The 14059-nt window shown below is 64.3% G+C and carries 13 protein-coding genes and 1 pseudogene; 5 read left to right on the top strand and 9 right to left on the bottom strand.

The genetic code is table 11. The annotated features are described in order from the left end of the window. Positions 1-27: 27 nt before the first annotated feature. Positions 28-516 carry a cytochrome b gene (locus tag IT41_RS16235; RefSeq protein ID WP_036743345.1) on the top strand — a complete coding sequence of 163 codons (489 nt, stop codon included), beginning with the start codon at positions 28-30 and terminating at the stop codon, positions 514-516. A 61-nt stretch (positions 517-577) separates the two neighbouring features. Here IT41_RS16235 and IT41_RS16240 read toward each other — a convergent pair whose 3' ends face one another. The 4 genes from IT41_RS16240 to IT41_RS16255 form a co-directional block, all read right to left on the bottom strand. Next, positions 578-937, bottom strand: a complete 360-nt coding sequence (locus IT41_RS16240) for a hypothetical protein (RefSeq protein ID WP_139221745.1) — start codon at positions 935-937, stop codon at positions 578-580. 49 nt (positions 938-986) lie between these two features. Then, positions 987-2759 carry a PHA/PHB synthase family protein gene (locus IT41_RS16245; RefSeq protein ID WP_217642797.1) on the bottom strand — a complete coding sequence of 591 codons (1773 nt, stop codon included), beginning with the start codon at positions 2757-2759 and terminating at the stop codon, positions 987-989. A gap of 83 nt (positions 2760-2842) precedes the next feature. After that, positions 2843-3976: an alpha/beta hydrolase gene (locus IT41_RS16250; RefSeq protein ID WP_052081701.1), complete on the bottom strand. Its 1134-nt coding sequence runs from the start codon at positions 3974-3976 to the stop codon at positions 2843-2845. A gap of 97 nt (positions 3977-4073) precedes the next feature. Beyond that, positions 4074-4952 carry a LysR family transcriptional regulator gene (locus tag IT41_RS16255; protein WP_036743350.1) on the bottom strand — a complete coding sequence of 293 codons (879 nt, stop codon included), beginning with the start codon at positions 4950-4952 and terminating at the stop codon, positions 4074-4076. Between the two features lie 123 nt (positions 4953-5075). Here IT41_RS16255 and IT41_RS16260 point away from each other — a divergent pair, with 123 nt between their 5' ends. From IT41_RS16260 to IT41_RS16270, 3 genes are all read left to right on the top strand, one after another. Further along, on the top strand, positions 5076-5543 hold the full coding sequence (locus tag IT41_RS16260) for a hypothetical protein (RefSeq protein WP_036743353.1): 468 nt from the start codon (positions 5076-5078) through the stop codon (positions 5541-5543). A 189-nt stretch (positions 5544-5732) separates the two neighbouring features. Further along, on the top strand, positions 5733-5954 hold the full coding sequence (locus tag IT41_RS16265) for a heavy-metal-associated domain-containing protein (protein ID WP_175496438.1): 222 nt from the start codon (positions 5733-5735) through the stop codon (positions 5952-5954). 61 nt (positions 5955-6015) lie between these two features. Then, positions 6016-7935, top strand: a complete 1920-nt coding sequence (locus tag IT41_RS16270; protein ID WP_036743355.1) for a heavy metal translocating P-type ATPase — start codon at positions 6016-6018, stop codon at positions 7933-7935. Positions 7936-8339: 404 nt separating this feature from the next. On the opposite strand, the gene IT41_RS16275 is transcribed toward IT41_RS16270, so the two are convergent. Then, entirely contained in the window at positions 8340-9326 is a 987-nt protein-coding gene (locus tag IT41_RS16275) for a LysR family transcriptional regulator (protein ID WP_052081703.1), read from the bottom strand. Positions 9327-9494: 168 nt separating this feature from the next. Here IT41_RS16275 and IT41_RS16280 point away from each other — a divergent pair, with 168 nt between their 5' ends. Continuing rightward, complete coding sequence (locus tag IT41_RS16280) at positions 9495-10208, top strand: TetR/AcrR family transcriptional regulator (RefSeq protein ID WP_231564785.1); 714 nt, start codon at positions 9495-9497, stop codon at positions 10206-10208. Here IT41_RS16280 and IT41_RS16285 read toward each other — a convergent pair. From IT41_RS16285 to IT41_RS16300, 4 genes and pseudogenes are all read right to left on the bottom strand, one after another. Continuing rightward, positions 10203-10424 carry a DUF2274 domain-containing protein gene (locus IT41_RS16285; RefSeq protein ID WP_036743357.1) on the bottom strand — a complete coding sequence of 74 codons (222 nt, stop codon included), beginning with the start codon at positions 10422-10424 and terminating at the stop codon, positions 10203-10205. The two genes, IT41_RS16280 and IT41_RS16285, sit on opposite strands and share 6 nt — an antisense overlap. Positions 10425-10426: 2 nt before the next feature. Then, positions 10427-11347 (bottom strand): annotated as a pseudogene (locus IT41_RS16290) (TraB/TrbI/VirB10 family type IV secretion system protein); the annotation flags it as partial. Between the two features lie 119 nt (positions 11348-11466). Further along, the gene (locus tag IT41_RS16295) at positions 11467-12936 is read right to left on the bottom strand and encodes an NCS1 family transporter (RefSeq protein ID WP_052081705.1); all 1470 of its coding nucleotides are present in this window, start codon (positions 12934-12936) and stop codon (positions 11467-11469) included. Between the two features lie 108 nt (positions 12937-13044). Further along, on the bottom strand, positions 13045-13938 hold the full coding sequence (locus tag IT41_RS16300) for a hydantoinase B/oxoprolinase family protein (protein WP_231564786.1): 894 nt from the start codon (positions 13936-13938) through the stop codon (positions 13045-13047). Between the last annotated feature and the right edge of the window lie 121 nt (positions 13939-14059).

A 14059-nucleotide genomic window follows, 5' to 3' on the forward strand; every position in this document is an offset into this window, starting at 1 on the left:
CAGAACTTGCTATCCAGAGGTTTCACAATGCCCGCTCCCGCCGAATATTCGCGTCCGCAGATCGCCCTGCACTGGATAGTCGCCGTGCTGATCCTGTGGCAATATCTGTTCAACGAACCCATGGCCAAAGCCTGGGACGCCATCGGCAAGGGGCAGGAGCCTGCCGTCAATCTGCTGGTGCTGACGCATGTTCTTGCCGGCGCAGCGATCCTAATTACCGCGTTCTGGCGGCTGGCGATCATCAGGCAGCGCGGTGTTCCGGTGATGATCGGCGACAATGTGCTGCTGAATGGGGCGGCGCGCGCGACACATCTGGGGCTTTACGCGCTGATGATCCTGATGCCGATCAGCGGTGCGCTGGCGTGGTTCGGCGGCCTCGGGGCGGCGGCAGGTGCATATAATGTGCTGAAGGTCGCGTTGCTTGCGCTTGTCGTTCTGCACGTTGTCGGCGCGCTTTATCATCGGCTGTGGCTGAAGGACGCCGTCATGGAACGGATGATCCGCGCGCAGGATTGAGGCGTGAGGCAGAAGCGGCCGGGCGAGAATATTCAGCGCCCGCCACCCTCTGCTTGCACGCTCAGGACCTTGCGGCTGGGCCTTGCGTCACCGCAGCCTGCCAGTCCTGGAATGCCTGCGCGAAGCCCTGCGCAAATGCTGCCTGCGCCGCGATCATCGGTGAACCCGCCGCAAGCAGGCCGCCGATGCTGGCCGCGGCAAGCCGCATGTTCAATTCTATCGCCGCACCAGGCACAACCTCCGCTGCCGGCTTTTCGTGCAGGCGGTCGAGCTCTGCCTGTGTCCGGGCCATGACCTCATCATGATAGTGGCATGCCGCGTCGAGAGAGCGACGGCGACAATCCTGAGACAGGCTGAGGACACGAAGCATCCATTCAGAATTTGCCTTGCTCAGATTGAAAGTGGGTATTTCCGGTAACATGATGATCTCCTTCTGATCGTGCTTTCCGCCCCACGGAACGGCCCCGCCGTCACCGCTCAAGCACATAGCTGCCGGGGGCGTTGGCAATAGCGGCGTAACCGGCGTCCGGGCGCCCCATCGGCGGCGGCGCGGTCTGCGCGCCTGACAAGGCCGCCAGCCATTCGCCCCAGGCAAGCCACCATGACCCCTGCCGCACCGGCGTCTTGTCGCGCCATTCCTGCGCGTCGGTATGGGGCGTACCGTGCGGTCGCGTGGCAATCTGGAAACTGCGGCGCGGGTGATCGGGCGGGCTGACCACCCCGGCATTATGCCCGCCGCTGGTCAGCGCAAAGGTGATGTCAGCGCCACCGATCAGCCGATGAACCTTGTAGATCGTCTTCCACGGCGCCACGTGATCGCGCACGGTGCCGATGGTAAAGACCGGCAGGCGGATATCGCCCGGCACGACCGGGCGACCATCGACCAGATAGCGCCCCTCGGCAAAATCGTTATCGAGGTAAAGCCGGCGCAGATACTCGCTGTGCATCCGCGCAGGCATACGTGTCGTATCAGCATTCCACGCCATCAGGTCGAACAGGCCCTGCCGTTCACCCAGCAGATATTCCTTCATCTGCCGCGACCAGATCAGGTCCTGCGAGTTCAGCAGCTGGAACGCCCCCGCCATCTGCCAGCCGTCCAGATAGCCCTTGTCGGCCATGATCGAATCAAGGAACGCCAGCTGGCTTTCACCGATAAAGAGCGACAGCTCGCCCGGTTCGCGAAAATCCATCTCGGCGGCCAGCAGGCTCATGCTGTGCAGACGGGTATCGCCATCGCGCGCCATCGCCGCAGCAGCGATAGCCAGCAAGGTGCCGCCAAGGCAATAGCCGACCGCATTCACCTTTTGACCCGGCACGATTGCCGTTACCGCATCCAGCGCCGCCATGATGCCAAGCCGGCGGTAGTCCTCCAGCCCCAGGTCGCGATCTTCGGGATCGGGGTTCTTCCACGAGATCATGAAAACCGTATGGCCCTGCCCGACCAGCCAGCGCACCATGGAATTGTGCGGCGAGAGGTCGAGGATGTAATATTTCATGATCCAGGACGGCACGATCAGCACCGGCGCGGCATGAACCTCAGGCGTCGTCGGCGCATACTGGATCAGTTCGATCAGACGGTTGCGATAGATCACCTTGCCGGGGCTGACGCCCACTTCCTTGCCGACGATGAAATCCTCGCTGCCGGCAGGTGGAGCATCGGCCAGCAGGCGGCGCAGGTCATCCAGCCAGTTCTGCGCGCCTTGGCGCAGATTGGCGCCGCCGGTTTCCACGGTCTTTTGCAAGACCTCTGGATTGGTCCAGAAGAAGTTGCTGGGTGACCACATGTCCAGCCATTGCCGGCCGGCGAAAGTCACCAGATCCTCGTGATGGCGCGAGACGCCGCGCAGGCCGGTCGTGGCGCTCTGCCACCAGTCTTGTTGCAGCAGAAAGCCCTGATGGATGACGTTGAAGGGCCATTTCTGCCAGGCTTCGTCCGCGAAACGGCGATCCTGCTCCAGCGGCTCGACGCAGTTGGTGCAGCCGGGGTTAGCCGCCGCCCGCCATGCGTAATTCAGGAACCGGCGCTGCGCATCCCATGCCTCATGCAGCAGCCTGCGCCGCTTTCCCGGCGAGATTGCCAGATGAAACGCCCAATCATGCCATGCAAGCTGCGCTGCGGCGGGCGACAGCCCCTTGGTCACACGGGCGAGCACCGTATGCGCCAGCCGGTCCAGCGCATCGTCGCCATCGAGGACAGCGCCGCCCATCGTCGTCGTTTCGGCACCTTCCGACAAATTGCCCACGTGACAGTCCCCGTTTTTCCGATCAGAAGTGACTTATCACTTTCTTTGCTATATTGCAATGCATCCACTGACCGCGGGGCTGGTCACCGTGCGCCTCCCTGACCCGCCTGAAGCCCTTCGGCGATCAGGATGAACGGGCTGGCCACTGCGGCGCCGGTGCGCTCCAGAACGAATGCCCCGGCATCGGTGATCGCCTCGCCGGGACGGCGCCGCATCCCCGAATACATCGCGGCCAGCACCGCATATCTGCCATGGTTCTGCGCATCCGGTGACTGCAAGTCGGTGATGTCGATCACGGTCACGCCAGCGGCTTTCGCCGCGGCTGCCATGCGAGGATCACCGACATCCAGCGCACCGACCCGCGGCCGCCCGGCATTCAACCGCGCCGAGATCCGCAACGCCCGGTCATCCGGGGCCACCAGCACGGTCAGGGGCGGTGTCAGGCGCCCGACAACGCCAAGCTGGGCGCGAAAGACGTCAACATCGATGTCCGGCGCCGCCAGCACGACCTGCAGCCGCCCAAGCGTGGCATCATCTCCGCCCATTCGCAGCTGGCGCAGCGCCTCCATCACCAGCCAGCCGCCCATCGAATGGCCCAGAACCGAGACCTGGCCGATCCGGCGATCCTGTGCCAGCAATACAAGCAACCCTGCCAGATGATCGCGGGCATAGGTTGCGGCCTCGCGATCAGCCGCATAGCCGGTCACGGTCGCGTTCGAGGGCCAGGCAAACAGGATAGCCGCGCCTGCGCTGCCGCTGTCATGGGTGATCTGCGCCAGACGGAACAGGCCCTCTTGAAAGCTGGTATTGTAACCATGCACAAAGACACGCACATCGGCGCGCCCCGAGCCTTGCGCAATCTCCTCGACAAGGGTTGCAAGCGGCATGTCCTGCCTTGCCGTGACTGCCATGTCGGTCGCCAAATCGGGGCGCCGCCCCGGCCATTCGATGGCACCCGGCGCATGTGTCGGCGGAATCGACACCGAGAAACGCGCCGCCGACAGGGTTGCGGCCCGCGCATCGGTGAAACCGCGCGCCGGCCCGCCCGGCCGTTCCTGCAACACCGTGCCCCTGTCGGTCACCGTATGCAGCGACACGACCCTGGCACCCTGCACATACGCGGCTGGCGCCAGAACGTCGCCATCGGGACGGGGTGTGCAGCCTGCCAGCAACCCCGGAAAAGACAGCAGGAGCAGCGCAAGAAAGCGGATCTGCATGATGTAGCGTCTCGCTCTTCCCAATCCTCGTCGCTGACGGTCGGCATCGCAAAAGTAATAACGCACTATCATTGACGTTTGCAAGATCGACCTGCCTCTATCGGCCCTCCAGCAGATCGGCTTTTGCGGCCAGCACTTCGGTCATGAAATCGACGAAGGCGCGGATGCGGGCCGTGTGGCGCAGGTCCTCATGGGTCAACAGCCACAGATCGAGACCGAAATTGTCTGGAAATGGCGCGATGCGCACCAGCTGCGGGTCGGGGTCGGCAATGGCGCAGGGCAAGGCAGCAAGCCCGATCCCGGCCCGTGCCGCCGCCACTGCGGCCGAAATCGAATTCGTCCGAAATTGCGGGCGCAGATCCGGCAGCCAGTCCTTCAGCGCCTGTCGCAAAGGTGCATGCGCGCTGCCGAAACCGATCCAGTCCTGCGCAATCAGATCCTCGCCAACCTGCACGCCACGCGCGGCATAGACAGCAAAAGCCAGCCGGCCCACCCGACGCCCGACCAGCGTTTCCTGCAACGGATTGCCAAGACGCAGCGCGATATCGGCCTCGCGCCGCATCAGGTCAAGCCGCATGTCCGAGACCAGCAGTTCGACCCCGATGCCGGGCCATTCGCGGCGGAATGCCACCAGATACGGGGGCAGCAGGCCGATTGCCAACATGTCGGTGGTGGTGATGCGGATCTGGCCGCTCAGCCGGTGATCCTGCCCGACGATCTGGCGACGAATGCCAGAAATCTCGTCATCGATGCGGGTGGTGGCGACCTCCATCGCCTCACCGGCCGCGGTGAGAACATAGCCTGATGGCAGACGCTCGAACAGGCGCACGCCGAGGCGATCCTCGAATGCCGCAAGGCGCCGGAACACCGTCGAATGGGTGACGCCCAGCAACCGCGCCGCGCCTGACAGGCTGCCTGCCTGCGCCACGGCGAGGAACAACCGATAATCGTCCCAATTCTGGTCCTGTGCATCCATGCAAGCCATCTTTGCGGGTTTCGCCAATAATCTTGCGCAGATCATCAGCCTATCATCAAGCCGTCCCCGGCAACATGCCAATCACGGCAGCGCCGGTGCAGGTATGAAAGATAGGAGCCTATAATGCAGATCACCCGCCCCCTTGCCGTTTTAACGCTTGCCCTCAGCCTCGCCACCGGCGGCATCGCGATCGCCGAAACCCAGAGCCATGACGATCATGCGGCAGACGTGTTGGAACTGGTGCTGAATGATGGCGCGAAATGGCGGGGCGACCAGAACATGCTGACGGGCATGGACGCGATCCATGCGGTCATCACCACCAATCTGGATGCAGTCCATGCCGGCACTGCGTCGCCCGAGGCCATCGCCAAGATGGCGGCCGATGTGCAGGCCCAGCTCGATTTCATGATCGAAAATTGCGTGCTGGAACCCGATGTGGATGAGCAGTTTCACCATGTCCTCGGGCAGGTGATGGACGGTGTCGCCACGCTTGAAGAGGGTGAGGCCGGGCCGGGCACCGCCACGATTATCGCCGCGCTGAATGCCTATGGCGAGCACTTTAATCATCCCGGCTGGCAGATCATCAACTGACGGACAGCCCATTCTGAACCAAACCGGCCGGGCCATCCCGGCCGGTTTTTACCAGCCCAGACCGATTGTGCATCCATGCAAGCAAGCCTTGCAGTTCTCGCCAATAGCTGTGCGCCAACTGGCACCCCATATCAGATTCACAAGCAAGCCCTGCCGCATGTCTGGCAGTTAAAAAGAAAGGAAATTTCCATGTCCACCAAGAGCATCCTGCGCAGTGACGAGTTCTCCTGCCCCTCCTGCGTGACCAAGATCGAAAAGGCGCTGAGCGCGCTGCCCGGTGTCGCAGCGGCCAAGGTGCACTTCAACACCGGCCGGATCGAAGTCGAGCATGACGCCGCCGCCACCCCGGTCGATGCGCTGGTGCAGGCGATACGCGCCACCGGCTATGAGGCCCGCCCCGCCGCATTCTGACCCCCTTTCCAGCCCGGTGCGCCTGCCCGCGCGGCCGGGCCCCAAATCATCGAGGGCCCGCATGTTTACCCCCATTTTGACAATCCTTCGCCACCCGGCCAGCCGGCGCAAATGGCTGACCATCATCAGCGGCGCGCTGATCGTGTTCGGCCTGACCGCCCTTTACGGGTTCGGTCTGCGCGGGCTCTGGGCGGCGTCCATGCTGGCGGCGGCTTTTGTCGCTGGCTCTGACATCGCCTGGCGCGCCTTTCACGCGCTGCGCATCCGGCATTTTTCCATCGAACTGCTGGTGACCGTTGCCGCCGTCGGCGCGCTGTTCATCGGCGAATACTGGGAATCTGCCGCCGTTACCTTCCTGTTCATGTTCGGCGCTTGGCTCGAGGCCCGCACCATGCGCCAGACCCGTGGCGCGCTGGCCGATCTGCTGAAAGCCGCGCCCGAGGTTGCCACCGTCATCCGCGACGGCGAGCCGGTCGAGGTGCCTGCGGCCTCGGTTCTGCTGGATGAAATCGTGCTGGTACGCGCCGGCGGGCGGATCCCTGTCGATGGCGAGGTCACCGAAGGTAGCGCCGCCGTGTCCGAGGCCGCCATCACCGGCGAGCCGATCCCGGCCGAGAAATCCGCCGGCAGCCATGTCCATGCCGGCACCATCGCTGAAAACGGTGTGCTGCGCATCCGTGCCACCGGCATCGGCGCCGACACCACCCTTGCCCGCATCATCCGCCGTGTCGAAGAGGCGCAGGAAGAGCGCGCCCCCAGCCAGCGCATGATCGAACGTTTCGCGCAATGGTACACGCCCGGCATCATGGTACTGGCGATCGGCGCCTGGGCGGTGACCGGCAATCTGCCGCTGGCGCTGACGCTTCTGGTCGTGGCCTGCCCGGGGGCGCTGGTCATCTCGACCCCGGTTTCCATCGTTGCCGGGATCGGACGCGCCGCACGCTCGGGCATCCTGATCAAGGGCGGACAGCATCTGGAACATGCCGGGCGCATCAACATGCTCGCGCTCGACAAGACCGGGACGCTAACCGAAGGCAAGCCCAGCCTGACCGAGATCGTGCCGCTTGGCGGCATTGACCGCGCTGAACTGCTGCACTGGACGGCGATTGCTGAATCCGGCTCGGACCATCCGCTTGGCCGCCCGATCATCGAGGCCGCACGGGCCGAGGGTGCCCTGCCGGCCGCAGACAAGGTCGAGGAACTGGCCGGCATGGGGCTGGTGGCAGAACATGATGGCCGCCAGATCGCCGCCGGCAACCGGCGCCTGTTTGATCATCTTGGCATCAGTTTTGATGCCCCGGCCGAGGCGGCGCTGGCAGGGGTGATGGGGCGCGGGCGTACCCCGGTGATTGTTGCGCTGGATGGCAAGCTGGCCGGGATCCTCGGCCTGTCGGATCAGCCGCGGGCGATGGCGGCGGCGGCCATGGCCGAGCTGCGCCGCACCGGCATCAACCGCATCGCCATGCTGACCGGCGACCAGCCGCAACCTGCACAGGCCATCGCCGCCGAGATCGGCATCGATGAGGTCCATGCCGCGCTGATGCCCGAGGACAAGCTGGCCCTGATCCGCCAGTTTCAGGCCGAGGGCCACCATGTCGCCATGATCGGCGACGGCATCAATGACGCGCCGGCACTGGCTGCGGCCGATACCAGCATTGCCATGGGTGCTGCCGGCACCGATGTCGCGATCGAGACGGCGGATATCGCGCTGATGGCCGATGATCTGCTGAAACTGCCCGAAGCCATCGCCATCTCGCGCGCGACGCTGCGCAATATGCGCCAGAACCTGGTGATTGCGCTGCTGACGGTGGTTGGCCTGCTGGCGGGCGTGTTCAGCGGCGATGTCCACATGGCATCAGGCATGCTGATCCACCAGCTTTCGGTATTGATCGTGATCGCCAACGCCATGCGCCTGATGCGCCGCCCGCGCCGCGATCGGCCGGGAAGCCAGTCGAGGCCGCTCAGGCCCGTAGAAGCCTGACCTCTGACGGCTTCCACTCGCTGTCCAGGGCCGCAGGAGCTGCCATCAGAGCCTGCATGTGGAAGTGGAAGGCGTGACGGCAATGCTCACCGCTCGGACGGGGTCTTTTGCGCCTCTAGCATCACGAAGGGACGGCCTATGCATAGCCTTGGAGCCCCGCTGCAATATTGACACTGGTATATGCACGGCCAGCGCCGACGCACAGGTCAACAAGCGTTTCAGCGATTTGGCGGAAAATGCCGTAGCCGGCGCGCTGAATTATCGGACAAGTTCTCCGAAACGCTGCTTGCAGGCCGTCTCGACCAGTGGATGTTGCTGCTATTTGTCGTGTCCGGAAGTGGTTGCGGTTCGAGAGCAGGTGAAAGGGAAAGCCCTCGACATCCTTGCTTCGAGGGCTGCCATCCTCAGGGAGGTGGTTGTGACAGCACAGAAGCTTTCCCCATCGCGCGAGCCATGCTCAACAAGCGTCGGCAGGCCGGGTTATCGTTTTGATCAGACCAGACCACGCTGAACGGCAATACTTCGTCCGCCAGTTGCCGGAATGCGATCCCCGGAAATTGCCCGACGGTGGTGGCTTCGCTCGTCAAGGTGAGGCCACGACCGACCGCGACCAGCGACAGGATGTTGTCGCGGCCCACATGCTGGGAGTGAATGTCAGGGTGATGACCGAGACCGGCAAGGTGAGCGACCAGATAGTCGTGGATCTCCTGGCCCGGTGCGACATCGCTCACTATGAAGCGTTCACCTGTCAGATCAGGCCATCCGAGTTGGGCTTTGGCAGCCAGCGGGTGGTCGGTCGGCAGCACGACAAAGATCCGTTCGCACCAGAGATGCTCCGTTTCGCAGCGATCCCAGCGAGCGGTTCCGGTAATGAAGGCGATGTCCAGGTCCAGCTTCCGGACAGCCGCGACATGCTCGGCAGGATTTCCGTCCATGAGGTCGATCTGAACTGTCGGATGGTGCCTCCCGAACTTCCGCAGGAGGTCAAACAGAAAGCCTGACGCCAGCGATGAAAAAATCCCGACCTTGAGCAGCCCCAAGTCAGCCCGGCCAACCGCAGCCACTTTGGTGACGCCGATGTCGATCTGCCGAAGTGCTTGCCGGGCGCTGCGCAGAAACTCCTGCCCGGCGACTGTCAGCCGCACCCCGCCCGAATGTCGTATAAAAAGAGAAGCACCCAATTCATCCTCAAGGTCGCGGATCTGGCGGCTGACCGATGATTCATTGATGGCGAGCGCGATTGCTGCCTTGCGGAAACTCCCTTGGTCCGCCGCTGCAAGGAAATGCCGCAGCTGGCGCAACCGGATTGTGTTCTTACCGGTGCTGCCCTCGACAATACGCGCGAGGGGGGTGCTACCGGATGGGGCGTCCCTGTTCCGGCGCGCAGGCATGACGCATCATCCCGAACCGCAGTTGGCTTCTGGCCCGCGCTCGTTTGCAGCCTGCCGACGAGGGTACCGGCGCATGCCACAAGAGAGGCGCGCGCCATGATGCCCAGATTCGTACGCGAACATCTCCCCTCCTCTTCGCCTCAAACTTAATATCATTCAGTTCTTGGGATGGTGCTGCTTGACATCGGGTTCGTCAACGAAAAAATAAACCACATTCAGTTTTCACGCACAGTTGCAGCAGGGATCCCGATGGCTCGGCCCAGGAAGGAGCAGGAACTTGATATTGCTCGTCGTGCGGTCGATGAAACGATCCGTCTGCTGGCAGAGCGGGGTGGATTCGATGTTCCACTGACGGCGGTGGCTCAAGCCGTGGGGTGCACGGCGCCAGCACTTTACGGCCACTTCCGCAACAAGAATGCTTTGCTGCGTGCGGTGCGCGAGGAAGGCTTCGGGCGGCTCTACAATGAGAAGTTCGCGGTTTTCGAACAGATGCGAGGCGATCCGCTCGGCTATTTGCGCGATGGCAGCTATGCCTATGCGCGCTTCGCCTTGGACAATCCCACGCTATACCGGCTGATGCTCTCGCCGCCCCAGACGCTTGGAGCCAGCGATGATCCCTGGTCAAGCAAAGCCGGACGGCAGATCCTGTGTCTGCTGCTGACAGGGCTTCGTTTGTGTCAGGAGCGCGGCTACTTGCCGGGTGCGGACCTGCGGCGCTACGGTTTCATGTTCTGGTCAACGATCCATGGGGCGGTCAATCTGAACCTGCAGAATCGCCGGCTCGATCTGGCGGCAATGTGGGACTCGACGCAGAGCGTGATCGACTCGCTCATGGAAATGATCGCGGCGACCGGCCCGACCGAGCTCCCCAACAATTCATGAACGGGCTTTGCGCGCCTTGGCGAAGCCACGATCCGTGGCGATGAACCGCTCCAGCATCGGCACAATCAGCCTGACGGGATCGGCGACGGGCTGGCCCGTCTCAACGGCCAGCACCTCGGCGTAGGCGATCAGATTGCGGTGAAGCGGCGCAGGCAACTCCACGGTGATCTTCACGGGCTTGTCGTCGGGCAGCGGGCCGAGTTTCAGCTTTGTCATGGTCAACCTCCTGCCGGCTCGAATACAAGGTCGCGGCTCACGATGATCCTGACCGGGAAGCCGGGGCGGACCGTTAGCGTCGGCGCGATCTGCAACTGGCGCTGGACGATCTGCTGACCCGCCTGGTTGATGGTATCCTGCGCCCCGTCGCGGATGGCGCGGATTAGCCGGTCCTCGTCGCTGCTGGCCAATTCCGCGCCGACCGCAAGCAGGGTCGAGAGGCCAGCAGCCCGCATCAGATCCCACCAGTGGTAATCCACGCCATCCTCAAGGCCGGCATAGCCGCTGGCGTCTGCGCCCGGCAGGCGCTCCAGAACGATGGAACGGCCCCCCGGCAGGATCAGGCGGTTCCACACCAAGAGCACCCTGCGCTGGCCGAAGGTCACGCCGTCATCGTATTGGCCGATGATGCGGGTGCCCTGCGGGATCAACAACAGCGAGCCGGTTGGGCTGTCATAGACGTTCTCCGTCACCTGCGCGGTGATCTGGCCGGGCAGATCGGAACGGATGCCGGTGATGAGCGCGGCCGGGATCACGGCCCCGGACTGAAGGATGTGGGGCGATGCCGGCGGCGCGACGCGATCCGGCGCGACGGTCTGCCGGTCCACGGGTCCATTGAGGAAAGCGGTATGGCGGTTCTGCCCGTCTGGCTGCCCGCCGAGGCCAAGACCGGCAAGGCCGGGCATGGCCGTCCCTGCCGGCGTTGCCGTGCGCGGACCGGACTGGAAGAACACGCCGCTCAACCGTGCGGCTTCTTCCTCAGCGAGACGACGCTGTTCATCTGGATCGACGGCCGGTGTCGCGATGGTCGGCGGCACGACCGGCTGGCCCCGATTCTGCGCCTCGAGGATCGGACGGCCTAGGTCGCCAGGCAAAGCCGGTCCAAGGATCGGGCCGGTATAGTCACGCGGCAGGCCGGCAACACTCCTTGAGGCATCCCAGCGACCGAAAGCAGCGGACAAGCATATAGCCGCCTCGGTTTCCCCCGGAAGTGGCAGGAGGCGCCTGTCGGGATCGGACAGGCGCCTTCAGGATCATGGGATCAGAGATCCTCGCGCTGCTGCTGATGGCGGCCGGCGATGTCCGCCCAGCTCTTGCCGCAGGAGGTGGCGAGGAACCGGTCGGAAAAGCCGCTCTCGATCTCGGCCTGGGCATGCCTCGGCAGGACGACCGCCCGCATCAGCAGCACATAGAGGAGGAGTCCGACCGGGAAGCCGATCAGGACCGCATATTGCGAATACCAGGCGGCGAGACCGCCCGCGACCAGCCAGGCGATCAGCCCGGCCCAGTTGAAGCCGCCCGCATAGCGGAACTGGCCGTCCATCAGGTAGAGGTCGGGCACATTCAGGCGCCGGCGGCGGATCAGGTAGTAGTCCGCGATCATGATGCCCGCGATCGCCGACAGGAACGCGCCGTAGTAGCCGAGGAAAACAAAGAGATTGTCGAGGATGGCCCACGGGAAGCAGACCGTGCCGACGACCCCGGCAAGCGCAACGGCGATCCTGTAGTTGATCAGCTTCGGGGCCGCGTTGACGAAGGTCAGCGCTGCGGGGATCAGGTTGGCGGCCGTGTTGGTGGACCACTGCGCCAGCACGACGAGGACGAGAAGCGCGAGCAGCGCCACTCCCTTTGCATCGGCTTGGATGACCTCGATCGGGTTCCAGTTGCCGGTCGCGATCCACGAGACGGCGCCGATGCCGGCGACCATCGCCTGCGTGATGGGGAGCGCGATGAGCTGACCGGCGAAGACCCGGCGGTTGCGGGCGAGAAAGCCGCGGGCGCCGGGCTCGGTCCTCACGAAGCGGGTAAGGTTCGGGATGTCGATCGCCATGGTGGACCAGAAGCCTAGGTTGGCGACGAACAGCACCAGCAGTGACATCTCGCCGGGTGCCTGGAAGTTCCAGATGTTCAGCCCTTTGGTCTCGGCGATGCCGTCGAGGGTGAAATACATCCAGACCGAGATCGCGATGATGGCCGGCGCGGCGAGCGAGGCAAGCTTTTCGACGGCCTCGATGCCGGCCGCCGTATTGACCACCTGCACGATGGCGAACAGCACATACCAGACGAACCAGTTATCGAAGCCGAGAAAATACGAGCCGATGCCGTTCAGCGCGATCGCGCCGAGATAGGTCTGGATCCCGAACCACATCGCGGCGACGACGCCGCGCGAGAGCGAGGGCAGATGCGTGCCGTGGATGCCGAAGGGGGCGCGCAGGTAGACGGCAAACGGCAGGCCGTGCTCGGTGCCGATGTCGGCGGTGAGCAGCATGAAGGCACCAAGGATGAGGTTGGCGATGAAGATCGTCAGAATCACCTTGGAAAGTTCGACGCCTCCCTGGGCGCCGGTCGCGCCGAGCGAGAAGGTGGCGATGATGACGGCGATGCCGACCCAGATCCAGGCGTAGCCCCAGGCGCCGATGGGGCGCTGATCGAGGCCGGTCGGTAGGATGGATTCTTCGATCAGCGGATTATGGTCGGGCGCCAGCACGCCCTCGGGTGATGACAGGGTCATGGACAGTCCTTGGCGTTATGGCCGAGGCGCAGACGCCCGCGGGCGGGCACATCGGCGATCTGGAAACGGAAAAGGAAAGGCCGCCGGATCGGCGGCCTTTCTTGCGGGTCAGGCGCTCATGCGCGCCCGCAACGCCTCGGTGGCCGCAGCATCCACCGTCTCGGTCTCGAGGTCGACGACCACGCCATAGGCTTCGCGCGCGTGCTCGGCCGAGTAGAACCCGTCCAGCACATCCTCGAGCACCTTGCGGGCCGACCGCTTCAGCGGGTTGCCGTAGCCGCCGCCGTTCGGGCTGTAGTAGGCCATCACGTCATTCGCCTCGACCGCGAAGCCCGAGAACTTGGAAGGCATCTCCCTGACTTCGTCGGACTTCGTCGTGTTGTAGACGAGGCACTTGCCGACGGTGCCCTCGCCACCCCCGAAGGCACCCCAGGGCGCGTCGGTGTGGCGTTCGGATTCGTGGGTGATGAAGCCCGGCGTCAGCACCCGCTGCGCCTTGACCACGCCGATCCCGCCGCGGAACTCGCCCGCGCCGGGGGGCATGTCGTCGCGCAGTTCGTAGCGGTCGCAGATCATCGGCAGATGCATCGCGAGATCTTCCAGCGGGTTGTTGCGGGTGTTGGCCATCAGGTTGTCGATGCTGTCCGGCCCGTCGCTGCGCGGGCGGCCGCCATAGGCGCCCTCGTTCACCTCGAGGAACACCCAGTAGTCGCCCGAGGGTCGCACGCCCGAATAGGCCGCGAAGGAGATCGAGGCGGAACTGCCCGCGATCACCCGCTCGGGCAGGACCGGAGCCAGCGCCTTCAGGATCAGGTCGATCATCCGGTTGCACTGGGTGAAGCGCGCCTCGGCCGAGGCGGGCGCCTTCGGGTTGAAGATCGAGCCGAGCGGCGCGGTGATCTTCACCGGGCGGAAAGAGCCTTCGTTCGAGGGCGCGCGCACGTCCGAGGTGACCGCGTCGAGCAGGAGCTTGCGGAAGGCGCAGTAGGCGGCGACTGTCAATCGGCGTTGAATGTTCCCCCCCTATCGGCGTCCAAAAGGGACCCCTTTGGCGATGTGGCGAGCAGGCCCGTGGCGGCGTAGCTTTCCAGCTGGCGCAGCCGACGCGGGCCTGCGTTTCGGG

Source organism: Paracoccus halophilus, from assembly GCF_000763905.1.
In the GTDB taxonomy this organism is placed as follows: domain Bacteria; phylum Pseudomonadota; class Alphaproteobacteria; order Rhodobacterales; family Rhodobacteraceae; genus Paracoccus; species Paracoccus halophilus.

Bases quoted from the DNA above. Each gene is read 5' to 3' on its own strand.
- IT41_RS16260 (WP_036743353.1), top strand. From the start codon at position 5,076: ATGCAGATCACCCGCCCCCTTGCCGTTTTAACGCTTGCCCTCAGCCTC.
- IT41_RS16270 (WP_036743355.1), top strand. From the start codon at position 6,016: ATGTTTACCCCCATTTTGACAATCCTTCGCCACCCGGCCAGCCGGCGC.
- IT41_RS16295 (WP_052081705.1), bottom strand. From the start codon at position 12,936: ATGACCCTGTCATCACCCGAGGGCGTGCTGGCGCCCGACCATAATCCG.
- IT41_RS16280 (WP_231564785.1), top strand. From the start codon at position 9,495: ATGGTGCTGCTTGACATCGGGTTCGTCAACGAAAAAATAAACCACATT.
- IT41_RS16240 (WP_139221745.1), bottom strand. From the start codon at position 937: ATGTTACCGGAAATACCCACTTTCAATCTGAGCAAGGCAAATTCTGAA.
- IT41_RS16255 (WP_036743350.1), bottom strand. From the start codon at position 4,952: ATGGATGCACAGGACCAGAATTGGGACGATTATCGGTTGTTCCTCGCC.
- IT41_RS16285 (WP_036743357.1), bottom strand. From the start codon at position 10,424: ATGACAAAGCTGAAACTCGGCCCGCTGCCCGACGACAAGCCCGTGAAG.
- IT41_RS16275 (WP_052081703.1), bottom strand. From the start codon at position 9,326: ATGCCTGCGCGCCGGAACAGGGACGCCCCATCCGGTAGCACCCCCCTC.
- IT41_RS16265 (WP_175496438.1), top strand. From the start codon at position 5,733: ATGTCCACCAAGAGCATCCTGCGCAGTGACGAGTTCTCCTGCCCCTCC.
- IT41_RS16250 (WP_052081701.1), bottom strand. From the start codon at position 3,976: ATGCAGATCCGCTTTCTTGCGCTGCTCCTGCTGTCTTTTCCGGGGTTG.
- IT41_RS16235 (WP_036743345.1), top strand. From the start codon at position 28: ATGCCCGCTCCCGCCGAATATTCGCGTCCGCAGATCGCCCTGCACTGG.